Below are 26524 nucleotides of genomic sequence, written 5' to 3'. Positions count from 1 at the left end.
GATTTGCAGCCAGTACTGCCGCGGTGGCCGATGTCGCCGCCGTGTTCCTCGCTTCCTTCACGCTCGGGCGGCTGGCTGGTGGCGCCGGCCACCTGGTGCCCCGCGCTTGCGGCTCGATCCTCATCGGCCTTGGCCTGATGCTGGCGAGCCAGCCGATCTGACTATCACAAGACGACCGGTGCCCGCGTGGCTACCTTGGTGTATCGTGAGACACGCTGGAGTGGAGGGGCCGGACCATGCTGAATGCAACCGAGATCGCCAAGGCTGCCGAAAGCCTGCATCAGGCAGAGCAGGATCGAAAACAGATCGGGCTTCTGTCGCTCAAACATCCCGACATGACTGTCGACGACGCCTATGCGATCCAGGCGGCCTTGGTCAGGCGCAAGCGCGACGACGGCCACCGCATCATCGGCTGGAAAATCGGCCTGACGTCCAATGCCATGCAGCAGGCACTCGGCATCGACACGCCGGATTCCGGCGTACTCTTCGACAACATGCTGTTCGATGATGGCGCAAGCATTCCGGCCGACCGCTTCATTCAGCCACGGGTCGAAGCCGAGATCGCCTTCGTGATGAAGGCCGGGCTGAAGGGTCCGCGCGTCAATATCGTCCAGGTGCTGAACGCCACGGACTATGTGATGCCGGCGCTGGAAATCCTCGACAGCCGCATCGTCCGCACGGATCCGAAAAGCAAGAAGGCGCGAACCCTCGTCGATGCGATCTCTGACAATGCCGCCAATGGCGGCCTCATCCTCGGCGGTCGCGCCGTACGTCCGGATAGGGTCGACATGCGCTGGATGGGCGCTATCGTCTCGCGCAATGCGGTGATCGAGGAGACGGGGCTTGCGGCCGGCGTCCTCAACCATCCGGCCCGCGGCATCGCCTGGCTTGCCAACCGGCTTGCGCAATGCGGCGATGCAATCGAGCCCGGTCAGATCGTCCTCTCAGGCTCCTTCATCCGCACGCTCGAGGCCAAGAGCGGCGACACGATCGTCGCCGATTTCGGTGCCTATGGCTCGGTGAGCTGCCACTTCGCGTAGCGCGAACGTGGCTGGCTACGCACACGCCCGTTTCACTGCACCAGGATGGCGCGGAAATCATTCACATTGGTGCCGGTCGGCCCCGGCTTGAAGAGATCGCCGAGCGCATCGAACGCCGTCCAACTGTCGTTCTTCTGCAGCAGCGCTGCCGCATCGAGCCGTTGGGCGACGAGCCGGGCGATGGTCGTATCATCGGCAAAGGCGCCGGCATTGTCCTCCGACCCGTCGATGCCATCGGTGTCGGCGGCAAGCGCCGAGACACCCTTGGCGCCATCGATGCCGAGCGCCAACGCCAGCAGGAATTCGCTGTTGCGTCCTCCCTTGCCCTTCCCGCGGATCGTCACCGTCGTCTCTCCACCCGAGAGTACCACGACAGGCTTGGCGAACGGCCGGCCGCGGCCGGCGACCTCACGGGCGATCGCCGCGTGCACGCCGCCAACATCGCGCGCCTCGCCCTCGATTGCATCGGAAAGAATGATGGCTTCAATGCCTGCGGCACGCGCCTCGGTAGCCGCAGCCTCGAGCGAGACGGACGCGGACGCGATGAGCCGGACTTCGTTTCGGGCAAAGCGCAGATCGTCAGGCGACGGCGCGGCGCTATTCGGGCTTTTTATCCAAGCCATGACATTGGCCGGCAAATCCAGGCTGTAGCGCTCGATGAGCGTCAGCGCATCCTCGCGAGTACTCGCATCGGCAAGCGTGGGGCCGGAAGCGACCAGCGCCGGATCGTCGCCTGGAATATCGGAGACGATCAGCGAGACGACCTTTGCCGGATAGGCGGCGGCGGCAAGCCTGCCGCCCTTGATCATCGAGACGTGCTTGCGCACGGCGTTCATGGCGCTGATCGGTGCACCGGAGGCAAGCAGTGCCCGGTTGACGGCAATCTCGTCTTCCAGCGCCAGGCCGGGCGGAGGCGAAGGCAGAAGCGCCGAGCCACCGCCGCAGACGAGCGCCACGACGAGGTCGTCCTCCGTCAGCCCGCTGACTTCGGTGAGCAAACGCTTCGAGGCAAGTAGACCGTTCTCATCGGGGAGTGGATGCGATGCTTCAAGCACCTCGATCTTCTCGCAAGGGGCAGCGTAGCCATAGCGGGTGACGACCACGCCAGAAAGCGGGCCATCCCAATGGCGCTCGAAGGCGGCCGCCATCTGCGCCGCGCCCTTGCCGGCGCCGACGACCACCGTGCGCCCCTTCGGCCGCTCCGGCAGATTGGCCGCAATCACCTTTTCCGGGTCAGCCGCGGCAACGGCCGAGGTGAACAGCGTTTCCAGGAAGCGGCGTGGGTCGGTGATGGCTGGCATTTGTCTCCCCTTAGAGCACTTACGCAATTTCCGGGCGGAAAACCGCTTCACACTTTTCCTGGAACTGCTTGATGATGTCTCGGGCGGCGGTTCCTCCAACCGCCGCCCGGACACATGACCGGCCCGGCACAATGGGACGCCAGACGGATCATGTGCATTTCATGCCTTGCGCTCTTGAAGCGGCGCAATTCCGAACGGAAAACCGCTTCACACTTTTCCGGGAATTGCGCTAGGCGACCTGGTGGTTCGCCATGCGCTCCAGCGCGCGCACGAGACCCGAGTGATCGAGACCGCTGTCGCCGTTGGCGGCGCAGTTGTTGAAGAGCTCCTGCGTTGCTGCGGTGTTTGGCAGCGAAATGCCGAGCGACTTTGCGCCCTGGAGAGCCAGGTTCAGGTCCTTCTGGTGCAGCGAGATGCGGAAGCCCGGGTCGAAGGTGCGCTTGATCATGCGCTCGCCGTGTACCTCGAGAATACGCGAGGAAGCAAAACCGCCCATCAGCGCCTCGCGAACACGTGCCGGGTCGGCGCCGGCCTTGGACGCGAAGACGAGCGCTTCCGAAACCGCTTCGATCGTCAGCGCGACGATGATCTGGTTGGCAACCTTGGTGACCTGGCCGTCGCCGCAGTCACCAACGAGGGTGATGTTCTTGCCCATCAGCTGCAGGAGCGGCAGGGCGCGGTCGAAGCTTTCCTGGGCGCCGCCGGCCATGATCGAGAGCGAGGCGTTCTTGGCGCCGACTTCACCGCCGGAGACCGGAGCGTCGATATATTCGGCGCCGGTTTCGCGAACCTTCTTGGCAAATTCCTTCGTCTCGATCGGCGAGATCGAGCTCATGTCGATGACGAGCTTGCCCTTGGAAAGGCCGTAAGCAACGCCGTTTTCGCCGAAGAGGACGTCCTTGACCTCAGGGGTGTCCGGCAGCATCAGGATGATCGTGTCGACGGTCTCGGCGAGCGCCTTCGGCGTGTCGACGAACTTGAGGCCGTTGTCGAGCAGTTCCTGGCGCGGCGGAATGACGAACTTCGAGGTGACGATGGTGTGGCCGGCATCCTGCAGGTGGCGCGCCATCGGCGTGCCCATGATACCCAGTCCAATGAAACCGATTGTTGCCATGGTGCTTAGCTCCTGATCTTGATGATGCCTGCGGATTGGGTGCGCTGGCGCTCGGTGCCGAGCCAGCCAAGGCCATCGGCCGTGGTGGTGCGCGGCTTGTATTCGCAACCGATCCAGCCGTCATAGCCGGCCTCTTCCAGCGCGTCGAAAACGAAGGGATAGTTGATCTCGCCGGTGCCCGGCTCGTTCCGGCCGGGATTATCGGCAAGCTGAACATGGGCGATGCGGTTGGCAAAGCGCTTGTAGGTGCCGACCAGTTCACCCTCGGTGCGCTGCTGGTGGTAGAGGTCGTACTGGATGAAGAGGTTGTCGCTGCCGACTTCCTCGATGATCGAAGCGGCCTGGCCCACCGTGTTCAGGTAGAAGCCCGGAATGTCGAAGCGGTTGATCGGCTCGATCAGCAGGCGAATGCCATGCTTGCCGAGTTCAGCCGCGGCGAGCTTCAGGTTCGCGACGAGCGTCGTGCGCAGGATGCTGTCGGACACGCCATCCGGTGCGATACCGACCAGGCAGTTGACCTGCTTGCAGTCGAGCGCCGTCGCGTAGTCGATGGCGCTTGCGACACCCTTGCGGAATTCGTCAACCCGGTCGGGCAGGATGGCGATGCCGCGTTCGCCGCGGGCCCAATCGCCAGCCGGCAGGTTGTGCAGAACCTGGGTCAGGCCGTGGCGCTGAAGCTCGGCGCGCAGGCTCACCTTCTCGAATTCGTAGGGAAACAGATATTCCACGCCTTCGAAGCCGGCCTTGGCAGCAAGGGCGAAACGATCGAGGAACGGCACCTCGTTGAACAGCATTGTCAGGTTCGCAGCGAACTTCGCCATGCGATGTCTCCTCCTTGTGTTTGTCTTTGGAGCGGAATGCGGGCGGAAAACCGCCCGCATTTTGCTCAGTCGAGCAGGGCGGCCGTGATCGCGGTCGGCACGTCTTCGCCGCGGATCGCCAATTCCTCGAACTCGACGACGGCATTGATGTCTGCGCCCATGGAGATGTTGGTGACGCGCTCGAGGATGAACTCGATGACGACGGGAACCTGGTGCTCGTCCATCAGCGCCCGTGCCCGATCAAAGGCCTCCTGGAACTCGTTCGGGCTGCGCACCCGGATCGCCTTGCAGCCGAGGCCCTCGGCAACCGCGACGTGGTCGACGCCGTAGCCCTTCTCCGCATCGCCCGAGGCATTGATGTTGTCGAAGGCAAGGCTGACCTCGAAGTCCATGTTGAAGCCGCGCTGCGCCTGGCGGATGAGGCCGAGATAGGAATTGTTCACGACCACATGCAGGTAAGGCAGCTTGTGCTGGGCGCCGACGGCCAGTTCCTCGATCAGGAACTGGAAGTCGTAGTCGCCGGAAAGCGCAACGATCGGCCGGTCCGGATCAGCGGCGCGAACGCCGAGAGCCGCTGGCAAAGTCCAGCCGAGCGGGCCGGCCTGGCCGCAGTTGATCCAGTTACGCGGCTTGTAGACGTGCAGGAACTGCGCGCCGGCGATCTGGCTGAGACCGATGGTCGAGACGTAGCAGGTGTCGCGACCGAAGGCCTTGTTCATCTCCTCGTAAACGCGCTGGGGCTTGAGCGGCGTTTGGTCGAAATGGGTCTTGCGCAGCATGGTGCGCTTGCGCTCGCGGCACTCTTCCGCCCAGGCGGACCAATCGCGCAGCTTGCCGGCCGTCTTCCACTCCGTCGCGACGTCGAGGAAGAGTTTCAGCGCAGCGCCGGCATCCGAGACGATACCGAAATCAGGCGCGAAGACACGACCGATCTGGGTCGGCTCGATATCGACGTGAACGAACTTGCGGCCTTCCGTATAGGTCGGAACGTTGCCGGTGTGGCGGTTGGCCCAACGGTTGCCGACACCGAGAACGAAGTCGGAAGCGAGCATGTTGGCGTTGCCGTAGCGGTGCGAGGTCTGCAGGCCGCACATGCCGGCCATCAGCGGATGGTCGTCCGGGATGGTGCCCCAGCCCATCAACGTCGGGATGACCGGAATGCCGGTGATCTCGGCGAATTCGGTCAAGAGGTCCGAAGCGTCGGCGTTGATGATGCCGCCCCCGGCGACGATCAGCGGACGCTCCGCCTCGTTCAGCATCGCGATCGCCTTTTCGGCCTGGGCACGCGTCGCCTTCGGCTTATAGGGCTCAAGCGGCTGATAGGTGTCCGGATCGAACTCGATCTCGGCGAGCTGGACGTCGACCGGCAGGTCGATCAGCACCGGGCCGGGACGGCCGGAGCGCATGATGTGGAAAGCCTTCTGGAAGACGAAGGGAACCAGCGCCGGCTCCATGACGGTAACCGCCCACTTGGTGACGGGTGCGGCGATCTTCGCAATATCGACCGCCTGGAAGTCTTCCTTGTCGAGACGGGCGCGCGGCGCCTGGCCGGTGATGCAGAGGATCGGGATCGAATCCGCAGAAGCCGAATAGAGGCCGGTGATCATGTCGGTGCCAGCCGGGCCCGACGTGCCGATGCAGACGCCGATATTGCCATGCTTGGCGCGGGTATAACCTTCGGCCATATGCGAGGCACCCTCGACGTGGCGGGCGAGAATGTGGCGGACGGAACCGCGAGCCTTCAGAGCCGAATAGAACGGGTTGATGGCGGCGCCAGGTACGCCGAAGGCACAGTCGATGCCTTCCTTCTCCAGAACATAAACAGCCGCGTCAACGGCACGCATCTTAGCCATGGGAACTCCTCCTATTTCCTGAAAACATAATCCATAATTTTCGATACGCAACACATAAATGGAAATCATTTCCATCATGTGGAAATAAAGATTTTCAACAATTCGGAGAAAATCCCTCCGTGGCCTGATAGAGGATGATGGCGAGAGACGTGATTTGCAGAGAGGCTTCGATGGACGGCAACGGCAGGGGAAAACGCGGACGCAAGGCGGGCGAGAATGCAGCACCGTCATCCGTACAGGTGCTCGATCGCAGCCTTGCTCTTCTGACGGTCGTCGCCCAGGAGGACGGCTCGACCTTGACCCAGCTTGCCGACCAGACCGGCATGGCGCCATCCACAGTGCATCGTCTGCTGACGACGCTGGCCGGCCACGGCATGGTGATGAACGACCCGGACACCGGCGCCTGGACCGTCGGCCTCAAGGCATTCGAGATCGGCAACGCCTATCTGCGGTTCCGCAAGCTCGGAACGATCAGCCGCCCCTTCCTCAAGGGCCTCATGGAGGAAAGCGGCGAGACGGCGAATATCGGCATCGAGGAAGGCGGCGACGTCGTCTTCATCTCGCAGGTCGAAAGCCACGCGCCGATGCGCGCCTTCTTCCGCCCCGGCCGCCGCGGTCCGGTTCATGCCTCCGGCATCGGCAAGGCGATCCTTTCGACCTGGTCGGACAAGGAGATCGCCCAGCTGCTCGGTGGCCGCGAACTCGCGCATTTCACCGACAAGACCCGCGACACGCTGCCGGCGCTCTTGAAGGACATCCAGGAAATCCGTCACCGCGGCTGGTCCGTCGACGACGAGGAGCACACGCTCGGCATGCGCTGTGTCGCAGCACCAATCTTCAACGAATATGGCGAAACCATCGCCGGCATTTCGATCTCCGGCCCGTCCGTCCGCGTCAGCGACCAGAAGCTTTCGACCTTCGGCCCCATCGTGCGCGAACGCGCCGACGCCCTGACGAGGGCAATGGGTGGCAAACGACCGGAAGACCTGTAACGGCCCAGACGAAAGCGCCGCGCATCGATCAAGACGCGCGGCGCTGGGAGATTCTGCTTTGAGCACCAATCGGTGTCCGGCCGACGGCGAATGAGGCGCAGTCGGCGTCCGCCCTATGCGGTCTCGAAGCTTCTCGTCACCGCGTTCGCGGTATCCTTGGTCGCGGTCGCAACACCCTTCATCGGCTTGCCCCCAACATAGGTTTCGGCCACCGACCGGTCGTCGCCCATCGTCTGCAGGATGAAGAGCTCTTCCGCCAGCGAACCGGCGACCCGCATGCGCAGTTCCATCGATGGTTTGGCGCGACTGTCGAGCACGACGATATCGGCATCGGCGCCGACATGCAGCGAGCCGATGCGATCATCCAGCTCAAGCGCCCGGGCATTGCCGAGCGTCATGCGGTAGAAGGAGTTGAACGGCGTCAGCCGCTGGCCCTGCAGGTGCAACACCTTATAGGCCTCGTCCATCGTCTCCAGCATCGAGAAGCTGGTACCAGCACCGACGTCGGTCGCGACCGACCAGCGCGCGCCGAGCTTGTCGAAGCGATCCCTGTCAAAGAGACCGGAGCCGAGGAACAGGTTCGAGGTCGGGCAGAAGGTGCCGACCGCGCCTGTCTCGGCGAGAACCGAGATCTCGCGATCGCTCAAATAAATGCAGTGGCCGAGCAAGGTCTTGCGTGTCAGAAGGTCGTAGCGCGCGTAGATATCGGTGTAGTCCTTGGCCTCCGGATAGAGCGAGGTCGCGAAAGCGATCTCATCCTTGTTCTCGGAAAGATGCGTCTGGACGTAGCACTCCGGGTGCTCGGCGACGAGCGTGCGGCTCGCCTCCATCTGCTCCGGCGTGGAAGTGATGGCAAAGCGCGGGCTGATGGCGTAATGCGCACGGCCGCGGCCGTGCCACTTGGCGATCAGCGCCTTGGTCTCGTCATAGCCCAGTTGCGGCGTATCGCGCAGCGCGTCGGGCGCATTGCGGTCCATCATCACCTTGCCGCCGATCATCAGCATGCCGCGGGCTTCCGCGGCGCTGAAATAGGCGTCGACGCTTTCCGGATGCACCGAGCAATAGGCAACGGCCGTCGTCGTACCGTTGGACAGGAGTTCATCCATGAAGCGGCCGGCAATGTAGTCGGCATGTTCCGGCTTCCGGAACTTCTGCTCCTCGACAAAGATGTAGGTGTTCAGCCATTCGAGAAGCTGCGCGCCGTAGGAGGAGATCGCCTGCGTCTGCGGGAAGTGCAGGTGCGTGTCGATCAGGCCTGGCAGCACGAGATTGGGGCGATGGTCGGCCACCTTGACGCCGGGGCCGGCGCGACGAGCGACCTCGGCATGCTCGCCGATATCGGCAACCTTGCCGCCCCGCACCAGTACGGCGCCGTCCTCGAAATAGCGATAGGAAGCCGTGTCGTCGATGCCCCTGGGCTCCTCGACGAAAGTCAGCACGCGGCCGCGGATCAGCAAATCGGTCATTGGGTCTTTCCTCCATTCACGACGGACTCGTACCAGGCGACGAGCAGCTGCCGCTCTTCGTCCGATACGCCGGTGACGTTGGCCGGCGGCATCGCGTGCGAACGGCCGGCCTGCAGATAGATTTCACGCGCGTGGTTGGCGATCTCGGTGTCGGTCTCGAGCGTCACGCCCTTCGGCGGTACGACCAAGCCTTCCCAGCCCGGCTCCTTGGCATGGCACATGGAACAGCGGCCAAGCACCGTGTCGCGCACCTTCGGAAAGGCTTCCGCCGTCACGAAGGGCTGCTGCGCGGCGGAGATCTTTTCCTCCTCGCCGCCGGCCAGGATCTTCGGCACGGTCGACAGCCACATGATCGCGACGAAGAGCAGCGCGGTGACGAGCCAGGTCCAGGTCGGGTTGCCCTTGTCGGCGTGGCGGGTGTTGAAATAGTGACGAATGGTCACGCCCATCAGGAAGACCAGCGAGGCGATGATCCAGTTGAACTGGGTGCCGAACGCCAGCGGGTAGTGGTTCGACAGCATCAGGAACAGAACCGGCAGCGTCAGGTAGTTGTTGTGGGTCGAGCGCTGCTTGGCGATCACGCCGTACTTCGGATCCGGCGTGCGACCGGCGATCAGATCGCCGACGACAACCTTCTGGTTCGGAATGATGATGAAGAACACGTTGGCCGACATGATCGTCGCGGTGAAGGCGCCGAGATGCAGGAAGGCAGCGCGGCCGGTGAAGAGCTGCGTGTAACCCCAGGCCATGCCGACAAGGATGAAGTACAGAAGCACCATCAGCCTGGTGTTGTCGCGGCCGAAGGGCGACTTGCAGATCGTGTCATAGGCGAGCCAGCCGAAGGCGATCGAGCCCAGCGAGATGGCGATCGCCACCGGCTTCGAAACGTCGAGCACATTCGGATCGATCAGGTAGAGGTCGGCACCGGCATAGTAGACCATGCACAGCATGCCGAAACCGGAAAGCCAGGTGACGTAGGATTCCCATTTGAACCAGATCAGGTGCTCCGGCATGTTGGCCGGCGCCACCAGATACTTCTGGATGTGGTAAAAGCCGCCACCGTGCACCTGCCACTCTTCGCCATAGGCACCGACCGGAAGGTCCGGTCGCTTCTTCAGGCCAAGGTCAAGCGCAACGAAATAAAATGACGAACCGATCCACGCGATACCCGTGATGACGTGCAGCCATCTCATGGCAAAGGTGAGCCAATCCCAGGCTATGGCATACTCGTACATGCAATTCTCCCATTTCTCCTCGGGCCATTATGTGTCATTGCTGGAGGTCGCGGGAACGTCGCTGCTTCACCAACACTTTCAAAAAAATCTATAAAATAGCGACGCAATGGATAGGCTAGAGAGAAGCCGGAGGAGTGGGACGGAGGCATGTCTTATCTGGACAATGTGCGCGTCTTCGTGCGCGTCGTAGAGCTTGGAACCCTGTCGGCGGCCGGTCGCGACCAGCGCGTGACGCCGGCGGTTGCCAGCAATAGAATCAAAGAGTTGGAACGCCATATGGGTGTTCGCCTGTTCAATCGGACGACGCGCAAGCTGACCCCGACGGAGCATGGTCGCGTCTTCTACGACGGCGCGGTGAAGATCCTCGAAGCGGTCAACGAGGCCGAAAACGCGATCGCCGATCTCTCGCGAAATCCGAAGGGGGCGCTGAAGATTACCGCTCCCTTGGGGATAGGTCGGCGCCTGATTGCGTCGGGCATTCCCGAATTCCATGACAAGTATCCCGACATCGAGGTGCGGCTTCGTCTGTCGGACCACAATGTCGACATCCTCTCCGAAGGCGTCGACGTCGCGTTCAAGCTCGGCATCCTTGAAGATTCGAACCTGCGCATGCGAGGCATCATGAACTGCGAGCGCGTGGTCTGCGGGTCGCCCGACTATTTCGAGAAGCGCGGCGTGCCCCAAACCCCTGACGCGTTGATCGCCGACAAGCACGACTGTCTGCTGCTGCGCTATCCTGGTTCGAAGGAGTATTTCTGGACGCTCCAGACCATGGAAGGCATGCGCAAACTCGAGGTGACCGGCCCTTACGATTCGGACGACGGCGACGTGCTCACCCAATGGGCGCTCGACGGCCGCGGCATCATCAACAAGCCTCTCTTCGAAGTGAAGAGCCACATCAATTCCGGCGCGCTCGTGCCGATTCTGGTCGACACGCCGCCGCTCAGCGTGCAGCTGGCGGCGATCTATCCACACAAGCGCTTCCAGGATCCGAAAGTCAGGCTGATGATCGACTACATGGCCGAGCGTTGTCAGCGCTTGATCGGCAAGGCGCTGGAGTAGCGTCTAGCCTCTCGTCTTCTCAATACCGGCAATACCGCTGACCTGCTCGACGAGAAAGTCGACCAGCAGGCGGACCCGGGCGATGCCTGCGCGCTCGGGCACGATCAGCAGGCTGAGCGGAACCGAAGACAACCTGTAGCCCGGCAGGATCGGCACGAGCCGACCACTCGCCAGGAGATCGTCGACGAGCCATTGGTGTGTCGGTGCGATGCCGCGCCCGGCGACAAGCGCCTCGCGGGCGGCAAGCCCGTGGTCGACGAGGAAACGCCCGCCAAAGGGTACCGCGTGGCTGCGGCCGTCTGCTCCTTCCAGCGAGATCAGGTCACTGCCTGCGACGTTCGACATGCGGATTCCCTCATGGGCTGTGAGGTCGCGCGGGGTGTTTGGGCGTCCACGCACCTCCAGGTAGGAGGGGGCAGCGACGAACAACCGACGGCTTTCGCCAAGCACCCGGAGCTTCATGGAGCTGTCAGTGAGCGGCCCGAGACGCAGCGCGAGATCGACCCCTTCCCGCACCAGGTCGATGCGCTCATCGGTCAGGCTGAGATCGACCTCGATATCAGGATAACGATCCTGAAAGGCGAAGATCAGGCGGGTTGCGTGCAGGACACCGAAGGCGGCGGTGCAGGACACCCGGATGATCCCGGCCGAGGCGCCGCGGGTGCTGCGCGCCTCGTCGCCTGCCTGGTCGACTAGGCGTAGGATCTGGATGCTGTTGGCATAGTAACGACTGCCTTCGTCGGTCAATGTGACGCGCCGGGTGGTGCGGCTGAGCAGCGGCACGCCGACGGCTTCCTCCAGCTCCCGCAGATGCCGCGTAACGCTCGACTGGCCGATGCCGAGTTCGCGCGCGACGGCCGACAGGCTGCCGCGCTCGGCGACGCGCACGAAGCTCCGCATGCGTTCCAGCGTCACATCCGATTTATCCATTTTTCGGCACAATCATATCCATATTGGATATCTACCGCATGAACAAACGGCGGTCTACCTAAAGTCTCAGTTCACGACTGAAGGATTGCCGACCATGAAAGTTCTGCTTGTCTATGCCCATCCCGAACCGCGTTCGCTGAACGGGACGCTGCGCGATGTCGCCGTCAAGGCGTTGGAAGCCGAGGGACACGAGGTGCGCGTCACCGACCTCTATGCCGAGGGATGGAAATCCGAGATCGACCGCGCCGACTTCCCCGCGCTCATTCCGGATGCCCGGTTCAAGCCAAGCCGTGCCTCGAAGGAAGCCTTCGCGACCAATACCCTGACCGCTGATGTCAGGGCCGAGCAGGAAAAGCTGCTATGGGCCGATACCCTTATCCTGCAGTTTCCGCTGTGGTGGTACTCGATGCCGGCGATCCTGAAAGGCTGGGTCGATCGCGTCTATGCCTACGGCTTCGCCTATGGGGTCGGCGAACACAGCGACAAATACTGGGGCAAGCGGTTTGGCGAGGGAACGCTCGCAGGAAAACGCGCCATGCTGGTGGTGACAACAGGTGGCTGGGAAGAACACTACTCACCGCGCGGGGTCAACGGACCGATCGACGACCTCCTGTTCCCGATCAATCACGGCGTTCTCTATTATCCCGGCTACGACGTGCTTCCGCCTTTTGTCGCCTACCGCGTCGACGGTCTTGACGAAGCCGATTTCGAAGCGACGGCCGAACGGCTGAGGCAAAGGATGCGCACGCTAACAACCACTACGCCTATTCCCTATCGCCGGCAGAATGGCGGCGACTACCTGATCCCGACCCTTGAACTGCGTCCAGATATCGAAGCCGCAGACGCGCGCGGCTTTGCGCTTCACCTGAACGGTGCGATACACCAGGGCAATAGCGCCTGAGCCTTTAGCGTGCAAACTTCGCGACAGCCGGACGACGCGGGCTATCGGGTTGGGCCGGCTGCCGGAAATTCAGCGCCGCCGCCATGACTTCCGCGGCGGCGAGCGCGGCGATGACGGCCGGCCGCTTGTCCTTAACCGTCGTGCCGCCAATCGGGCAGACGAGCCGGTCGAAAAGATCCGGGCGGCCGATCTCACGCGACAGCCAGTTCTTGAAGGTCCCGCGTTTCGTCTTCGAGCCGATCATGCCGACATAGGATGCGTCGTCGCGGCGAAGCGCCTCGGCGGCGATCAGGAAGTCGAGCGCGTGGTCGTGCGTCAGGATCACGAAGGCGCTGCCGGGAGGCGCGTCGCGCACGACCGCCTCCGGCATGGCCGTCAAGCAAGTCTCGATGCCGGGATTGTCGGCGACAGCCGAAAGCTCGTTCTCGCGGGTATCGACGAGCACGGTGCGGACCGGAACCAGGGACAGCGCCATGGCCAGCGCATCGCCGACATGGCCGGCGCCGAAGACATAGACATGCGGCCGGCTGGCGATTTCCAGGTCGCTGCGTTCAATCAGCATGGCGGCTTTCTCCCGATCGATGCGTGTGAAGGCGAGTGCCACGCGCCCGCCGCAACACTGGCCGATCTCCGGACCAAGCGGGATGGTCATCGCCTCCGGCGCGTCGCCGCGCTTTAGCGCCCGCCGGCCATGGTCGATCGCCATGTATTCGAGCTGGCCGCCGCCGATCGTGCCGAAGAGGCTATCGGTGGCGACGAGCATCCAGGCATCGGTGTCGCGCGGCGTCGAGCCGGCCGCACCCGTCACTTCCACGAGCACGCAATCCGGCTCGCGTCGGAGAAAGTCCCTGATATCCTCGCGGCTCGCCACCATGACAATCAGCCCCTGTTACCCCTTCTGCCTCGCGGCCGCCCGCAGCCGCTCGATCGCCATCAGTACCCGTTCCGGCGTCGCCGGCGCATCAAGGCGCGGTGCTATACGATACTCCGCAACACTGGCCGCCGCCATCGACAAGGCCTCCAGAACGGAAATGCCGAGCATGAACGGCGGTTCCCCGACCGCCTTCGACCGACGGATGGTTTCCTCACGGTTGACCGACCATTCGGCAAGCCGCGTGTTGAAGACGCGCGGGCGATCCGATGCGAGCGGGATCTTGTAGGTCGAAGGCGCATGCGTGCGCAGCCGACCCTTGGCATCCCACCAGAGTTCTTCCGTCGTCAACCAGCCCATGCCCTGAACGAAGGCGCCCTCCACCTGACCGAGGTCGAGCGCCGGGTTCAGCGACCGGCCGACATCGTGCAGGATATCCGTGCGGTCCACCTGGTATTCGCCGGTCAACGTATCGACGCTGACCTCCGAGCAAGAGGCGCCATAGGCATAGTAGAAGAACGGCCGGCCCCGGCCTTCCGCGCGGTTCCAGTGGATCTTCGGCGTCTTGTAGAAACCGGCAGCCGAAAGCTGGATGCGGGCGCCATAGGCGATCTTGATGAACTCGTTGAAACCAAGGCGTTCGGCGCCGATGCGAACCGTGTTCGGCTCGAAAGCGACGTCGGCCTCAGCAACGTTCCAGCGCTCAGCGGCAAAGCGCACGAGCCTCTCCTTGATCTGCTGGGCGGCGTTGGCGGCCGCCATGCCGTTGAGATCGGAGCCCGACGAAGCAGCCGTCGCCGACGTGTTCGGCACTTTGCCGGTCGTCGTCGCCGTCACCTTGATCCGGTCGAGATTGACCTGGAACTCATCGGCAACCACCTGGGCGACCTTGGTGTAGAGCCCCTGCCCCATCTCGGTGCCGCCGTGGTTCAGATGGATCGAGCCATCCGTATAGACGTGCACCAGCGCGCCGGCCTGGTTGTATTCGGTCTTGGTGAAGGAGATGCCGAACTTCACCGGTGTCAGCGCGATGCCGCGCTTGACCACATGGTTTTCGCGGTTGAAGGCGAGCACCGCCTCACGACGCTTGGCATAGTCGGCCGAGGTTTCCAGTTCCTCGATGATCCGGCCGATGATGTTGTCTTCCACGGTCTGGTGATAGGGCGTGAGGTTTCGCCCCTCGCCGCCGTAGAAATTCAGCTTGCGGATTTCGAGCGGATCCTTGCCGACGGCATAGGCGATCTCCTCGATCATGCGTTCGCCGCCGACCATGCCCTGCGGACCGCCGAAACCGCGGAATGCAGTGTTGGAAACGGTATTGGTCTTCAGCGGCCGCGAGCGCAAGCGCACGTTCGGATAGAAGTAGCAATTGTCGGCGTGGAACAGGGCGCGGTCGGTGACCGGACCGGAGAGATCGGCCGAATAGCCGCAGCGCGCCGAAAAGACCGCGTCCACCGCCTCGATACGACCTTCGTCATCGAAACCGAGCTTGTAGTCCACATGGAAGTCGTGACGCTTGCCGGTCGCGCTCATGTCGTCGTCGCGATCGGGCCTGACCTTGACCGGGCAGCGGTATTTCTTGGCAGCAACCGCTGCAACGGCGGCGAAAATGTTGGCCTGGGTTTCCTTGCCGCCGAAGCCACCGCCCATGCGGCGCACGTTGACGGTGACCGCATTCGATGGCACGCCGAGCACGGTCGCGACCATGTGCTGCGTCTCAGCCGGATGCTGCGTTGAGGAGTAGACGAGAACTTCGTCGTCCTCGCCGGGGATGGCGAAAGAGATCTGCCCTTCCAGATAGAAGTGATCCTGGCCACCGATACGCATCTCGCCTTCGAGGATGTTCTTCGCCTTGGCGAAGCCGGCTTCGATGTCGCCCCGCTCGAGCTTGAGCGGATCGATGACCAGCGGATAGTTGGCGGCCGCCGCTTCCAGCACGTCGGTCACATGCGGCAGGTCGCGGTACTCGATCTTGACCTTGGCCGCCGCGCGGCGGGCCGCCTCACGGGAGGTGGCGATGACGGCAAAGATCGGCTGGCCGTGGAACTCCACCTTGTCGGTGACGAAGATCGGCTCATCGTGCGTGTGGGCCGGGCTGATGTCGTTTTCGCCGGGAATGTCGGCCGCCGTCAGCACCCCGATCACGCCTTCGCTGCTATTTATCGCTTCGAAGTCGATCGAGAGGATATCAGCATGCGCGCGCTGCGACAGGCCAAGATAGCCGTGCAGCGTGCCCTGGGGTTCCGGGATGTCGTCGATATATTCGGCCGTACCCGACACATGCTTGTGGCCGGATTCGTGCCGTTCCTTTTCGTGCACGCCGCCGCGGATGCGGTCGATGGGCTGCATCACGTTCATAGCTTCCTCCCTTAAACCGCGACAGCAATGGTGCGATCGAGGCGGATCTGGCCGCTCGACTGCGTTTCGAGATAGAAGCGGCGAAGCAGGTTCTTCGCCACCAGCTGGCGGTACTCGGCCGAGGCACGCCAGTCGGTGAGCGGCGTGAAATCCTCGTCAAACGCCGCTACCGCGCGCTCGATCGTGTCCTCGTTCCACTCCGCGCCCTTGAGTGCGGCCTCGACATTGGAGGCTCGCTTCGGCGTCCCGGCCATGCCGCCGAAGGCAATGATCGCGTCGGTAACCCGACCGGTGTCGAATGCGATGTTGAAGCCGCCGCAAACGGCAGTGATGTCCTCGTCCAGACGCTTCGTCACTTTGTAGACGGCGACACGGGCATTTTCGGAAACAAACGGGATGCGCACGCTTTCGACGAACTCGCCGGGCTCGCGGTCCTGCTTGCCATAGGCGATGAAGAAATCTTCAAGCGCGACGGTGCGACGGCGCGCGCCCTTGCGCAGCGTGATCGACGCGCCGAGCGCGATCAGCGCCGGCGGCGTATCACCGATCGGCGAGCCGTTTGCGATGTTGCCGCCGACGGTGCCCATGTTGCGCACCTGTTGGCCGCCGATACGGTCCCACAGCTCCGTCAACTGCGGGAAATGCTCGACGATGACAGGATAGGCCTCGGCATAGCTCACACCGGCGCCAAGGGTGACGCCATCCGCATCGACTGTGATGCGGCGCAACTCTTCAAGGTGGGTCAGGTGAATGACCGGCGAGATGTCGCGCATGAACTTCGTCACCCAGAGCCCGACATCGGTCGAACCGGCGACGATCGTCGCCTTGGGGTTGGCTTCGAACACGGCGGCGAAATCATCGACCGAACCCGGCAGGATGAAGCGCTCCAACTCAGTTCCGATCTCGACGCGGCGGCCATCCTGCAGGGCAGCCAATTCTTTGGCGATCCGATCGCGTTCGGCGACCAGCGGATCCTTGCCGACGTCGCCGACCGTCGAGATCGCTTCGGCGGCGCGGATAATCGCGGCATAGCCGGTGCAGCGACAAAGATTGCCCTGAAGCGCCTTTTCGATTTCGGCGATGGACGGCTTCGGGTTTTCCATCCAAAGGCCATAGAGCGACATCACGAAGCCCGGCGTGCAGAAGCCGCACTGCGAGGCATGGGTATCAACCATCGCCTGCTGCACCGGGTGCAGCGGACCGACTGGCTGTGCCAAAGAATCCACCGTGACGATATGACAGCCATCGAGCGAGCCGACGAAGCGGATGCAGGCATTGACCGACTCGTATTTGAGCTTGCCGTCGAGCAGGCGGCCGACGAGCACCGTGCAGGCGCCGCAGTCGCCCTCGGCGCAGCCTTCCTTGGTGCCCTTCAGATTGCGGTCGATGCGCAGGAAATCTAACAGGGTCTCGACCGGTGAGACGTCCGCTAGCTCAACCAGGCGGTGGTTCAAGAGGAAACGAATGGTGTTGCGGATCTGGATCGTCATCACTCAGCTCCCGCGGTAGGTGGAGTAGCCATAGGGCGAAAGCAGCAGCGGCACGTGGTAGTGCGCACCCTGGTTATCGATGCCGAAGCGGATCGGGATCACGTCGAGGAACGAGTTCTCGCCGCGCTTGCTCTGACCGCCGAGATAGTCGCCGGCGTGGAAATGCAGCTCGTAGGTGCCCGTCTCCATGCGCTCGCCGCTGAGCAGCGGCTCGTCGCAGCGGCCGTCGTCGTTGGTCTTGACCGATTTGATGTGCGTCTGGCGATCGCCATCGACCCGGTAGAGCTCGATGCGCAGCCCCTCGGCCGGCTTGCCGCTTGCCGTATCCAACACGTGCGTCGTCAGGCGACCGGCGTTTCCACCATGAGATTGCATTCTTTTCGCTCCTCCCGAAGTCAGCTTTCCACCTCGCAGTATTCCGGCATTCCGGCCCGCTTGGTAGCGAGCGGATCATTCGAGACTTTCAAAATTTTTGGGGGGAATGGCTCGAAACAAATGCGGCTAGAAATTTGCTGCAGAGACGAAAATGTCTGGAGGAGCTGCTTTGATGAGATACCCCCGCGATCTTCACGGCCACGGCCCGAACTTCAAGATCACATGGCCCGACGGCGCGCGCATAGCCCTACAATTCGTCATCAACTACGAGGAAGGCGGAGAGAACTGCGTGCTGCATGGCGACGCGGCCTCCGAAGCATTCCTGTCGGAAATCGTCGGCGCGCAGGCCTGGCAGGGCCAGCGCCACTGGAACATGGAATCGATCTACGAATATGGCGCGCGGGCCGGATTCTGGCGGCTGCACCGCATGTTCACCGAACGCGGCGTGCCGGCGACCGTTTATGGCGTCGCCACCGCGCTGAAGCGCTCGCCGGAACAGGTCGCCGCCATGCAGGATGCCGGCTGGGAAATCGCCTCGCACGGCCTCAAGTGGATCGAGCACAAGGATTTTTCGCCGGAGCGCGAGCGCCAGGAGATCGCCGAGGCGATCCGGCTGCACACGATCGTTACCGGCGAGCGACCGCGCGGCTGGTACACCGGCCGCTGCTCCGACAACACGCTCGATCTCGTCACCGAAGCTGGTGGCTTCGACTATGTTTCCGACGCCTATGCGGACGATCTGCCCTACTGGCATGAGCATGCCGGGCGCCATCAGCTCGTCATCCCCTATACGCTCGACAGCAACGATATGCGTTTTGCCACGCCACAAGGCTTCAACAGCGGCGACCAGTTCTTCAGCTACCTCAAGGATAGCTTCGACGTGCTCTATGCCGAAGGCACCGCCGGTGCGCCGAAGATGCTGAGCATCGGGCTGCACTGCCGCCTCGTCGGCCGTCCCGGCCGCGCCGCAGCACTGGCCCGTTTCCTCGACTATGTGCAGAGCCATGAAAAGGTCTGGCTTGCAAAGCGCGTCGACATCGCTCGCTACTGGACAGAGACCTATCCGTTCAAGGCCTGGGACGATCGCCCGTCGCGGCTTAGCGAAGAGGCCTTTGTCACCAAATTCGGCGGCGTCTTCGAACATTCGAAGTGGATCGCTAAGCGCGCCGTCCAGGGCGAGCTTTCACCCGCCAACGACACGGCGCTCGGTCTTACAGCCGCACTCTCCGCCGTCTTCCGCGAAGCCTCCGCCGAGGAGCGGCTTGCCGTTCTGATCGCCCATCCGGATCTCGCCGGCAAGCTGGCGCAGGCGAAACGCCTCACCGAAAGCTCGACCAACGAGCAGGCTTCCGCCGGACTCGATGCGCTGACCGACGCGGAGCGCGAGCGCTTCACCACGCTCAACACAGCCTATGTCGAGAAGTTCGGCTTCCCGTTCATCCTGGCGGTCAAGGGACGCACCAAGGGCGAAATCCTTGCTGCCTTCGAAAGCCGGGTTGAAAACGATCGCGAGACGGAGTTCGAGACGGCGTGCCGGCAGGTGGAGCGGATCGCCTATCTGCGCCTCAAGGACATGTTGCCGAGCTGAGGGCCTCGCGATGACGACCGACGGCGTGAGCCCGCCCGAATTCGCGCTGAACGCGATCAACCTCGCCTCCGCCGCTCTCGGCGCGCGGCCGGTCTTCGCAACCGACGAGTTCTTCGCGCCGCTCGAGCGCATGCTTCAGGACGCGCCGCCGGTCTATCATCCCGGTGTCTATGACGAGAACGGTAAGTGGATGGACGGCTGGGAGACGCGGCGTCGCCGCGGCCCCGGCAACGATCATGCCATCATCGCGCTTGCCGCAAACGGTCGTATCCGCGGCTTCGAGGTCGATACGGCGCATTTCACCGGCAACTATCCGAGCGCCTGCGCCATCGACGCCTGTCTGGCGCCCGATGGACCGGATGAGCACACGGCCTGGACGGAACTTGTCTGCGCGCGGCCGCTCGGGCCGAGTGCGCTTCATCATTTCGAGGCCAGGTCGGAAGCGGTCTGGAGCCATGTCCGCCTGCGCATCTATCCCGATGGCGGCATCGCCCGCCTCAAGGTTTACGGCACGCCCGCCCTGGACCGGGCGGCGATCGGCGACACGGCAGTCGATCTCGCCTCGTCGCTGCTCGGCGGCCGCATCATCGCGTATTCGAACGGGCACTACGGCCACCAGCGGCTGCTTGCGCCCGGACGCGGCATCAACATGGGCGATGGCTGGGAGACGCGCCGCCGGCGCGAGCCCGGCAACGACTGGATCGTGGTGAAACTTGCCGCGCGCGGTGCGGTCGAGCGGATCGTGGTCGACACCGCCCACTTCAAGGGAAACTACCCGGATGCCTGCTCGCTGCAGGCAGCCGACCTCAGCGCAGCCACGTGCGAGCTGGCTGCCTCGATCACCGCATCGTCGATGTTCTGGCGCGAGGTTCTGCCGCAGCAGAAGCTCTCGGCCGACAGCCTGCACACCTACGGAGCAAACGAGTTCAAAGCGCCGGGCCCTGTAACCCATGTGCGTTTCAACATCTTCCCCGATGGCGGCATCAGCCGGCTGCGTGTCTTCGGGCGTATTGCGAAAGCCGGCAGCCCCTAGATCGTTTCGCAGAGGAAACGAAATGATCGGACCTGAACCGCAAGTTCCAGGGAAGCGCTTTCCCCGGAATTGCTGCCATCGATCAACATTGCACGGAGGAGCGTCGCATGAAGGAGATCGTCATACAGCCACTGACCCGGGAGGCCTTTGCGCCCTACGGCGACGTAATCGAAACGGAGAACGCCCACAATTTCCCCATCAACGGCGGCAAATGCACCCGCTATCACGATCTCGCCAAGATCGAAACGACGGGCGAGAAGGCCCGGCCGATGATCAGCCTGGTGCGCAGCGAACCCTATCCGCTGCCGCTCAAGCTCACCATGGTCGAGCGACATCCGCTCGGCAGCCAGGCTTTCATTCCCTTGAGCGACAATCCGTTCCTCGTCGTCGTCTCCCGGGAAACTGACGAAGGCCCGAGTGAACCGATCGCCTTCAAGACCACACCGGGCCAAGGCGTGAACATCGCCCGCAATGTCTGGCACGGCATCCTGACACCACTCGAAGATGTCTCGGATTTCGCGGTTGTCGACCGCGGCGGCGAAGGCGTCAATCTGGAGGAACACTTCTTCAAGGAGCCGTTCCTGATTGTATGAATGAACGAATGGCCCGGTCAACTGACCGGGTCATCGGTGCGTGGGTCACGGGGCGTACCGTAGGGCTCAACTGTTTTCCTGATGCCCATCAATCGACATCAGTAGCCGCCGTCCCGACGGAACTTCGTCGGCGTGTATCCCGTCACCCGGCGGAAATCGCGCGAGAAATGATAGGGATCGGGATAGCCGCATATCGCCGCCACCGCGGAAACCTTCACATCGCGGCCGACCAGCAGGCGCTTCGCCTGGTTGATACGCTCGTGGCGCAGCCAGTCCATCGGCGTCGTGCCCACCATATCGCGAAAGCGGCGAAAGAGTTGCGACTGGCTAAGCCGCGCTAGGACCGCGAGATCATCGATCGCCCAGGCGCGGGCGAGATCGTCACGCATCGCTGAAAGAACAGCCAACAAACGATCCTCGCCCGATGCATCCTCGCCCGGCTCACTGCCGGTCAGACGCGGACCGATCATGTCCACGATCAGCCCGGAGATAGCCGCACTCGCCAAGGCATCGGTCGCAGGCGAGCGTTCCGCAAGAAACCCGCTCACGGCCTCAAAGGCAGCGCGTGCCGTCTGCGTATCCCTCGGCGCGAACAATGGCGACTGCTGGACACCCAGGAACTGGTAGAGCGCATCGAGACCGTGCCCCTCGATCCCCATCCAGAGATAGCGCCAGTTTTCGCTGTCGGGCGCGCAGCTGTGCGCATAGGCCTGCGCAGTATCGAGCCAGGCGACATTGCCCGTTTCGGCCAGGAACCGTTGACCGCGCACCTCTATCAGCCCGCGGCCGCCGGTGGTGTAGACAAAGACATGCTGGTGGAACCGCTTGCGGATCGGCGCTTCCTCAGGACGGGCAGTCCGGCTTCCGGCCACCAGCGCCAGATAGGGAAACGCATCGGCAAATTTGGCCGGCGTATGGAAATGGATCTCTTCGTTTTCAGACAGCATCCGCGTTTTTTGTCAGTCAATGCGAGTTTTGTCCATCATCTTGCGACAGCGTACCATTCCCAATGAGACCGTGGCGACGCTATCATGCAGCTTGATGCACGGAGTATTGCCCATGACCGAAGCCACGCCGCACGGCGAAGCCGCAAAGCTGACCTTCGCGCCGCTGTCCCCGGATTTCGCCCACGATCCCTATCCGACCTACCGCGCCCTGCGTGAGAAGGAAGGGCTGCATTTCTTCGCGGATTTCGACATCTGGCTGGCCTCACGCTTCGAGGACGTTTCGGCGATCGTCATGGACAAGCGCATGGTGCGCTCGCTCGAGGACATTGCGACCACCGAGGAGCTTGCGAAACTACAGCGCGCCGCCAATTGGCACGACATGCCGCACCATGCGCGCTTCGTGCAGTTCAGCCTGCTCGACAGCGACGGTGCCGTGCACGACCGGCTGCGCAAGCAGGTGTTCAAGCTGTTCACGCCTGCCATGATCGCCAAGCTGCGCGACCAGATCCAGGCCTATGTCGACCGCCTGATCGACAGCCTTGCCGATCGCGGCGAGATCGATTTCGTCGACGACCTCGCCGCCCACGTGCCCGGTCATATCATCGGCCGCCTGCTCGGCGTCCCGGACGAGGACTGTCCGCAGCTGCGCATCTGGTCGGAAAACATCGTGCAGTTCTTCGACGTCGATCGCTCCGACGCACGCAAGCAGATCGCCGAAGACAACACTATCGAGTTCTACGAGTATCTGACGGCGCTGAAGGCCGAGCGCGAGCGCGCGCCGAAAGATGATCTCATATCGGTGCTGATCGAGGCTGAGCGCTCCGGCGCAATGAACTTCGACGAATTCATCTCGACCTGCATGCTGATCCTCATGGCGGGCCACGGCTCGACGATCGACGTGCTCGGCAGCGGCATGCATGCGCTCTTGCGCTTTCCCGAGCAGATGGCGCGGCTGAGGAACGAACCCGGCCTGATCCAGACCGGTGTCCAGGAGATGTTCCGGTACGAATCCCCGCTTCCCTTCTTCCACCGCCATTGCGTCGAGGACGTCGAGATCTGCGGCCGGCGCTTCGAGCGCGGCACCAAGTTCGGCCTGCTCTACGGTGCGGCCAACCGCGACCCCAAGCAATTCGAGAACGCCGACACCTTCGACATCGGACGCACGCCCAACCGGCACCTCGCCTTCGGCGGCGGCGTGCACTTCTGTCTCGGCAACCACCTCGCGCGGCTCGACATGGATATCATCTTCAGCACCCTGCTTCGCCGCTTCCCGACCATCGAACTCGTGGACCGGGAACCGGAATACAAGCGCGGCCTTTCGGTGCGCGGCCCCAAGGGGCTGAAGATTGCCATCCGGCAAGCCTGACCCGCACTGAAACCGACTTCTAAGAACCGGAGAATACCCATGCCCAAGATCGTCTTCATCGACGCGGACGGCACGACCAAAGAAGTGCAGGCGGAGGTCGGCCAATCGCTGATGTCCGCGGCGGTGCAGAACGGCATCGACGCGATTGCCGCCGAATGCGGCGGCTCCTGCGCCTGCGGCACCTGTCACTGTTACATCGACGGCGAATGGGCCGAGCGATTGCCGGCGCCCGATTTTCAAGAACAGGACATGATCGAGTGCGTGGTCAATCCCAACGAGCGCAGCCGCCTGAGCTGTCAGATCACCGTCTCGGCCGATCTGGATGGCCTGGTGGTGCATCTGCCGGCCGGACAATACTGAGATCAGAAAGGCCGGGGCAACATTTTCGTTGCTCCGGCCAGCACTTACGGGGAAGTTCTCATTGGCCGAGGCGACGATGCCCTGGCCAAATTTCGCTACTCGGCGAAGAACGCGAAGCGCACGATGAACAATGCGGCGACGATCTGGGTGGCCGGGTGGATGACGTTCCACTTGCCGGTGCAGACCTTCAAGACGACATAGCTCACGAAGCCGAAGGCGAGGCCGTTGGCGATCGAGTAGGTGAAGGGCATGGCGAGCGCCGTGAGCGCAGCGGGTGCCGCTTCCGTCAGGTCGTCCCAGTCGACTTCGGTCAGTTCGCGCATCATCAGGCCGGCGACATAGAGCAGAGCCGGAGCCGTCGCATAGGACGGAACGGCAGCTGCAAGCGGCGAGAAGAACAGCGCTGCCAGGAAGAGCACGCAGATGGTGAGTGCGGTCAGACCGGTGCGGCCGCCGGCCTGAACGCCCGAGGCGCTTTCGACATAGGCGGTGGTGCTGCTGGTGCCGATCAGCGAGCCGGCGACGATCGCGGTGCTATCAGCCAAAAGCGCGCGGCCGAGACGGTTCGGCTTGCCCTCTTCGACTAGCTTGGCGCGCTTGGCAACACCGATCAGGGTGCCGGTTGCGTCGAACACTTCGACGAGCACGAAGACGAGGATGACATGCAGCAGGCCGCCATGCAGAGCGCCCATGATGTCGAGCTGCAGGAAGGTCGGCGCGATGCTCGGCGGTGCCGAGACGATCCCCTTGAACTCGCTGACGCCGAGGATCATCGATAGCACGGTGACGACGAGAATGCCGATCAGGATCGAGCCGCGAACCTTCAGCGCATCGAGCACGGCGATCACGAAGAAGCCGAGGATGGCGAGCAGCGGTCCGGTCTGCTTGAGATCGCCGAGGCCCACGAGCGTTGCCGGATTGTCAACGACGATGCCGGCGTTCTTCAAGGCGATGATGCCGAGGAAGAGGCCGATACCGGTGGCAATCGCGCTTCTCAGTGAATGCGGAATGCCGGCGATCAGCCAGCTTCGCACACCGGTCACGGTGAGAATCAGGAAGATCACGCCCGAAATGAAGACCGCACCAAGCGCCTGTTGCCAGGTGAAGCCGAGGGCCGCGACGACGGTGAAGGCGAAAAAGGCGTTGAGGCCCATGCCGGGCGCCATGCCGATCGGCCAGTTGGCTACGAGCGCCATGACGGCGGAGCCGAGTGCGGCGGCAATACAGGTTGCGACGAAGACGGCATCCCTATCCATGCCCGTGCTCGACAGGATGTCGGGGTTGACGAAGATGATGTAGGACATCGTCAGGAATGTCGTGATACCGGCGATCACCTCGGTGCGCGCCGTCGTCTGATGCTCTTTCAGCTTGAATAGTCGTTCAAACATCTTTCCTCCCTTGGCGGCGTCACCACGACGCAGCCGAACGACAGTGACCGGGAAACCGTCTCCTCCAGTTCCCGACCAGTGCATTTCGAACGCCCGGAGGTTCCGGGACGATCGCTTCACGAAACCGATTTAGGGCTCCGCGCCGGCTGGCGATCGTCCGCCCTCTTTCGGACGACGCGAATGCCTCTTGCACAGCCTTGGGATTGTGCGACTTCCGAAGCCGGACCGCTAGCCGTCCATTCCCGGGATCGATGAGGAAAGACTTTCAAAATTTTCGGAGCATTTGTCGGCGCCGAAACGGCGCCTTTCGCGTGTTCGCCACCATACAAAGGGCCCGGAATCCCTCGAAAAAATATGTTGAAAGGCCCTCTTGACCTTCCAACGCTGGGAACCGCCATGTTTCTCTCACACCGAAACGAAGGAGACAAGCATGCAGACCTACAAGATCGACAACATGACCTGCGGCCACTGCGCCGGTGCCGTCCAGAAAGCGATCCTGAGCGTCGACCCGCAGGCGACGATCAAGGTCGATCTCGGCAACAGGGAAGTCAGCGTCGAGACCGTTGCCGGCGCGGGCCCGATCGCCGACGCCTTGAGGGCCGCCGGCTACGAAAGCCGCGCACTCTAGACGATGGGCCGCGCAGGAAACGACCTTCCTGCAGGCATCAGTCATGGGCCGGGGACCATCCACGGCCCCAACCGGGTGGATCCATGTCGCGCAAGCCGGACTCGGCCGCCTCGGAGGGAGCATTTTCTGGATCGTCGGGCCCACGAAGCTGGGCGTTCGGGTCCACCGCCGTCGTCGTCTCCATTGCGCTCGCCGCGCCATCGGAACTGATGTCAGTTTCTGAAACACCGTCTTGAACAAAACTGGCCGCCGAGACTTTCGCCCGAGGAGCAAATGGTGCCCGCGTGATGTCGGAGACGCCTACAGGAAAAAACGGTCACGTACCGATCACGTGCTTGCGCGGCAGAAATGGAGAAAGCGATGATTTCTGCCGTATCGGACTTGCCGGGAATCTCTTTCTTGAACTCCTAAGCGGTTTCACGACGCCCGCGGCGTCAAGCGGATACCGACCTGCATTCGATCCACGGATTGAACTTGAATTCGCTCGAACGAACCTACGCCGTCCTCGCAATCGAGGTCGTCCCGTCACAGATCCGCAATGCGGTTGCCGGTTCGCATGGGCGCAATCCGGCTAAACACCCCAAACCACGGCCTGTTCATGTCGATGGATGAGATGCTGAAGCTGGTCGAAGCTGTGGCGGATATGTTCCGAGAATTTTTCGATGGCCGGGGTATGCGCCGAGGTCGCACGTCTCAGAAGCCCAAGGGCACGTTCCGGGTGTGGGACGGAAACCGGAAGTGCTGTGATCGATTTTTCGTTGCGTAGCGCGAAGACGACGCTGTGCGGAAGCACAGTCAAGGCGTCGATACCC

Annotated in this window: 24 protein-coding genes and 1 pseudogene; 11 read left to right on the top strand and 14 right to left on the bottom strand. The window is 62.9% G+C overall.

What is annotated here, in order from left to right; genetic code table 11:
• The first annotated feature begins 23 nt into the window (after positions 1-23).
• Positions 24-161 carry a hypothetical protein gene (locus tag ACTJKE_RS06420; RefSeq protein ID WP_244495562.1) on the top strand — a complete coding sequence of 46 codons (138 nt, stop codon included), beginning with the start codon at positions 24-26 and terminating at the stop codon, positions 159-161.
• Positions 162-236: 75 nt separating this feature from the next.
• Positions 237-1040 carry a 2-oxo-hept-4-ene-1,7-dioate hydratase gene (gene hpaH / locus ACTJKE_RS06415; protein WP_057249209.1) on the top strand — a complete coding sequence of 268 codons (804 nt, stop codon included), beginning with the start codon at positions 237-239 and terminating at the stop codon, positions 1038-1040.
• A gap of 32 nt (positions 1041-1072) precedes the next feature.
• On the opposite strand, the gene ACTJKE_RS06410 is transcribed toward hpaH, so the two are convergent.
• The 4 genes from ACTJKE_RS06410 to gcl form a co-directional block, all read right to left on the bottom strand.
• Positions 1073-2341: a glycerate kinase type-2 family protein gene (locus tag ACTJKE_RS06410; protein WP_058325995.1), complete on the bottom strand. Its 1269-nt coding sequence runs from the start codon at positions 2339-2341 to the stop codon at positions 1073-1075.
• A gap of 229 nt (positions 2342-2570) precedes the next feature.
• Positions 2571-3455, bottom strand: coding sequence for a 2-hydroxy-3-oxopropionate reductase (gene glxR, locus ACTJKE_RS06405; protein ID WP_058322531.1), 885 nt, complete (start codon positions 3453-3455; stop codon positions 2571-2573).
• A 5-nt stretch (positions 3456-3460) separates the two neighbouring features.
• Positions 3461-4276, bottom strand: a complete 816-nt coding sequence (gene hyi, locus ACTJKE_RS06400) for a hydroxypyruvate isomerase (protein WP_440691448.1) — start codon at positions 4274-4276, stop codon at positions 3461-3463.
• Between the two features lie 65 nt (positions 4277-4341).
• Complete coding sequence (gene gcl, locus ACTJKE_RS06395) at positions 4342-6129, bottom strand: glyoxylate carboligase (protein ID WP_058325993.1); 1788 nt, start codon at positions 6127-6129, stop codon at positions 4342-4344.
• Positions 6130-6299: 170 nt separating this feature from the next.
• Between gcl and ACTJKE_RS06390 the strand changes: the two genes are divergently transcribed.
• Positions 6300-7121, top strand: coding sequence for an IclR family transcriptional regulator (locus ACTJKE_RS06390; RefSeq protein WP_058322583.1), 822 nt, complete (start codon positions 6300-6302; stop codon positions 7119-7121).
• Between the two features lie 113 nt (positions 7122-7234).
• Here ACTJKE_RS06390 and guaD read toward each other — a convergent pair whose 3' ends face one another.
• Entirely contained in the window at positions 7235-8587 is a 1353-nt protein-coding gene (gene guaD / locus ACTJKE_RS06385; RefSeq protein WP_440691446.1) for a guanine deaminase, read from the bottom strand.
• Positions 8584-9822 carry a urate hydroxylase PuuD gene (locus ACTJKE_RS06380; RefSeq protein ID WP_440691444.1) on the bottom strand — a complete coding sequence of 413 codons (1239 nt, stop codon included), beginning with the start codon at positions 9820-9822 and terminating at the stop codon, positions 8584-8586. The genes guaD and ACTJKE_RS06380 overlap by 4 nt, the downstream gene beginning before the upstream one ends.
• Positions 9823-9969: 147 nt before the next feature.
• On the opposite strand from ACTJKE_RS06380, the gene ACTJKE_RS06375 reads away from it, so the two are divergent.
• Entirely contained in the window at positions 9970-10884 is a 915-nt protein-coding gene (locus ACTJKE_RS06375; protein WP_057249217.1) for a LysR family transcriptional regulator, read from the top strand.
• 3 nt (positions 10885-10887) lie between these two features.
• On the opposite strand, the gene ACTJKE_RS06370 is transcribed toward ACTJKE_RS06375, so the two are convergent.
• On the bottom strand, positions 10888-11814 hold the full coding sequence (locus tag ACTJKE_RS06370; protein ID WP_058325989.1) for a LysR family transcriptional regulator: 927 nt from the start codon (positions 11812-11814) through the stop codon (positions 10888-10890).
• Positions 11815-11908: 94 nt separating this feature from the next.
• Here ACTJKE_RS06370 and ACTJKE_RS06365 point away from each other — a divergent pair, with 94 nt between their 5' ends.
• Positions 11909-12715, top strand: a complete 807-nt coding sequence (locus ACTJKE_RS06365) for an NAD(P)H-dependent oxidoreductase (protein WP_058326139.1) — start codon at positions 11909-11911, stop codon at positions 12713-12715.
• Positions 12716-12719: 4 nt separating this feature from the next.
• Here the strand turns inward: ACTJKE_RS06365 and xdhC are convergent, their stop codons facing one another.
• From xdhC to uraH, 4 genes are read right to left on the bottom strand one after another with little or no spacing between them, the layout of a single operon-like run.
• Complete coding sequence (xdhC, locus tag ACTJKE_RS06360) at positions 12720-13586, bottom strand: xanthine dehydrogenase accessory protein XdhC (RefSeq protein WP_058326138.1); 867 nt, start codon at positions 13584-13586, stop codon at positions 12720-12722.
• An 18-nt stretch (positions 13587-13604) separates the two neighbouring features.
• Positions 13605-15944: a xanthine dehydrogenase molybdopterin binding subunit gene (gene xdhB, locus ACTJKE_RS06355; protein ID WP_058325988.1), complete on the bottom strand. Its 2340-nt coding sequence runs from the start codon at positions 15942-15944 to the stop codon at positions 13605-13607.
• A gap of 11 nt (positions 15945-15955) precedes the next feature.
• Positions 15956-17434 carry a xanthine dehydrogenase small subunit gene (gene xdhA, locus ACTJKE_RS06350; RefSeq protein WP_113511526.1) on the bottom strand — a complete coding sequence of 493 codons (1479 nt, stop codon included), beginning with the start codon at positions 17432-17434 and terminating at the stop codon, positions 15956-15958.
• A gap of 3 nt (positions 17435-17437) precedes the next feature.
• The gene (uraH, locus tag ACTJKE_RS06345) at positions 17438-17809 is read right to left on the bottom strand and encodes a hydroxyisourate hydrolase (protein ID WP_440691442.1); all 372 of its coding nucleotides are present in this window, start codon (positions 17807-17809) and stop codon (positions 17438-17440) included.
• A 172-nt stretch (positions 17810-17981) separates the two neighbouring features.
• Between uraH and puuE the strand changes: the two genes are divergently transcribed.
• The 3 genes from puuE to ACTJKE_RS06330 all read left to right on the top strand — a co-directional run bounded on the left by puuE (position 17982) and on the right by ACTJKE_RS06330 (position 21023).
• Entirely contained in the window at positions 17982-19397 is a 1416-nt protein-coding gene (gene puuE, locus ACTJKE_RS06340) for an allantoinase PuuE (RefSeq protein ID WP_058325985.1), read from the top strand.
• A gap of 10 nt (positions 19398-19407) precedes the next feature.
• Positions 19408-20430 (top strand): allantoicase, encoded by a 1023-nt coding sequence (gene alc, locus ACTJKE_RS06335; protein ID WP_058325984.1) that lies wholly within the window; start codon positions 19408-19410, stop codon positions 20428-20430.
• 107 nt (positions 20431-20537) lie between these two features.
• Entirely contained in the window at positions 20538-21023 is a 486-nt protein-coding gene (locus tag ACTJKE_RS06330; RefSeq protein ID WP_058325983.1) for an ureidoglycolate lyase, read from the top strand.
• 98 nt (positions 21024-21121) lie between these two features.
• Here ACTJKE_RS06330 and ACTJKE_RS06325 read toward each other — a convergent pair whose 3' ends face one another.
• A complete protein-coding gene (locus ACTJKE_RS06325; RefSeq protein WP_082663409.1) occupies positions 21122-21970 on the bottom strand; it encodes a helix-turn-helix transcriptional regulator in 849 nt (282 codons plus the stop codon).
• A 112-nt stretch (positions 21971-22082) separates the two neighbouring features.
• Here ACTJKE_RS06325 and ACTJKE_RS06320 point away from each other — a divergent pair, with 112 nt between their 5' ends.
• Together ACTJKE_RS06320 and ACTJKE_RS06315 are read left to right on the top strand one after the other, a co-directional pair.
• A complete protein-coding gene (locus ACTJKE_RS06320; protein WP_058325982.1) occupies positions 22083-23336 on the top strand; it encodes a cytochrome P450 in 1254 nt (417 codons plus the stop codon).
• 39 nt (positions 23337-23375) lie between these two features.
• Positions 23376-23696: a 2Fe-2S iron-sulfur cluster-binding protein gene (locus tag ACTJKE_RS06315; protein WP_093232756.1), complete on the top strand. Its 321-nt coding sequence runs from the start codon at positions 23376-23378 to the stop codon at positions 23694-23696.
• Between the two features lie 95 nt (positions 23697-23791).
• On the opposite strand, the gene ACTJKE_RS06310 is transcribed toward ACTJKE_RS06315, so the two are convergent.
• A complete protein-coding gene (locus ACTJKE_RS06310) occupies positions 23792-25084 on the bottom strand; it encodes an NCS2 family permease (protein ID WP_113511524.1) in 1293 nt (430 codons plus the stop codon).
• A gap of 430 nt (positions 25085-25514) precedes the next feature.
• Between ACTJKE_RS06310 and ACTJKE_RS06305 the strand changes: the two genes are divergently transcribed.
• Positions 25515-25712: a heavy-metal-associated domain-containing protein gene (locus ACTJKE_RS06305; protein WP_058325980.1), complete on the top strand. Its 198-nt coding sequence runs from the start codon at positions 25515-25517 to the stop codon at positions 25710-25712.
• Between the two features lie 571 nt (positions 25713-26283).
• Here ACTJKE_RS06305 and ACTJKE_RS06300 read toward each other — a convergent pair.
• Positions 26284-26524, bottom strand: a pseudogene (locus ACTJKE_RS06300) (LysR family transcriptional regulator); the annotation flags it as partial.

It is taken from the genome of Ensifer sp. 22521 (assembly GCF_052044795.1).
Lineage (GTDB): Bacteria > Pseudomonadota > Alphaproteobacteria > Rhizobiales > Rhizobiaceae > Ensifer.
The sequence above is the reverse complement of the archived record's forward strand: the minus strand, read 5'-3'. Positions and strand labels throughout refer to the sequence as shown.

Bases quoted from the DNA above. Each gene is read 5' to 3' on its own strand.
- puuE (WP_058325985.1), top strand. From the start codon at position 17,982: ATGAGATACCCCCGCGATCTTCACGGCCACGGCCCGAACTTCAAGATC.
- alc (WP_058325984.1), top strand. From the start codon at position 19,408: ATGACGACCGACGGCGTGAGCCCGCCCGAATTCGCGCTGAACGCGATC.
- ACTJKE_RS06410 (WP_058325995.1), bottom strand. From the start codon at position 2,341: ATGCCAGCCATCACCGACCCACGCCGCTTCCTGGAAACGCTGTTCACC.
- ACTJKE_RS06330 (WP_058325983.1), top strand. From the start codon at position 20,538: ATGAAGGAGATCGTCATACAGCCACTGACCCGGGAGGCCTTTGCGCCC.
- xdhB (WP_058325988.1), bottom strand. From the start codon at position 15,944: ATGAACGTGATGCAGCCCATCGACCGCATCCGCGGCGGCGTGCACGAA.
- uraH (WP_440691442.1), bottom strand. From the start codon at position 17,809: ATGCAATCTCATGGTGGAAACGCCGGTCGCCTGACGACGCACGTGTTG.
- ACTJKE_RS06370 (WP_058325989.1), bottom strand. From the start codon at position 11,814: ATGGATAAATCGGATGTGACGCTGGAACGCATGCGGAGCTTCGTGCGC.
- ACTJKE_RS06315 (WP_093232756.1), top strand. From the start codon at position 23,376: ATGCCCAAGATCGTCTTCATCGACGCGGACGGCACGACCAAAGAAGTG.
- ACTJKE_RS06390 (WP_058322583.1), top strand. From the start codon at position 6,300: ATGGACGGCAACGGCAGGGGAAAACGCGGACGCAAGGCGGGCGAGAAT.
- glxR (WP_058322531.1), bottom strand. From the start codon at position 3,455: ATGGCAACAATCGGTTTCATTGGACTGGGTATCATGGGCACGCCGATG.
- gcl (WP_058325993.1), bottom strand. From the start codon at position 6,129: ATGGCTAAGATGCGTGCCGTTGACGCGGCTGTTTATGTTCTGGAGAAG.
- hpaH (WP_057249209.1), top strand. From the start codon at position 237: ATGCTGAATGCAACCGAGATCGCCAAGGCTGCCGAAAGCCTGCATCAG.
- ACTJKE_RS06310 (WP_113511524.1), bottom strand. From the start codon at position 25,084: ATGTTTGAACGACTATTCAAGCTGAAAGAGCATCAGACGACGGCGCGC.
- ACTJKE_RS06380 (WP_440691444.1), bottom strand. From the start codon at position 9,822: ATGTACGAGTATGCCATAGCCTGGGATTGGCTCACCTTTGCCATGAGA.
- xdhA (WP_113511526.1), bottom strand. From the start codon at position 17,434: ATGACGATCCAGATCCGCAACACCATTCGTTTCCTCTTGAACCACCGC.
- ACTJKE_RS06375 (WP_057249217.1), top strand. From the start codon at position 9,970: ATGTCTTATCTGGACAATGTGCGCGTCTTCGTGCGCGTCGTAGAGCTT.
- ACTJKE_RS06305 (WP_058325980.1), top strand. From the start codon at position 25,515: ATGCAGACCTACAAGATCGACAACATGACCTGCGGCCACTGCGCCGGT.
- ACTJKE_RS06325 (WP_082663409.1), bottom strand. From the start codon at position 21,970: ATGCTGTCTGAAAACGAAGAGATCCATTTCCATACGCCGGCCAAATTT.
- ACTJKE_RS06365 (WP_058326139.1), top strand. From the start codon at position 11,909: ATGAAAGTTCTGCTTGTCTATGCCCATCCCGAACCGCGTTCGCTGAAC.
- hyi (WP_440691448.1), bottom strand. From the start codon at position 4,276: ATGGCGAAGTTCGCTGCGAACCTGACAATGCTGTTCAACGAGGTGCCG.
- guaD (WP_440691446.1), bottom strand. From the start codon at position 8,587: ATGACCGATTTGCTGATCCGCGGCCGCGTGCTGACTTTCGTCGAGGAG.
- ACTJKE_RS06320 (WP_058325982.1), top strand. From the start codon at position 22,083: ATGACCGAAGCCACGCCGCACGGCGAAGCCGCAAAGCTGACCTTCGCG.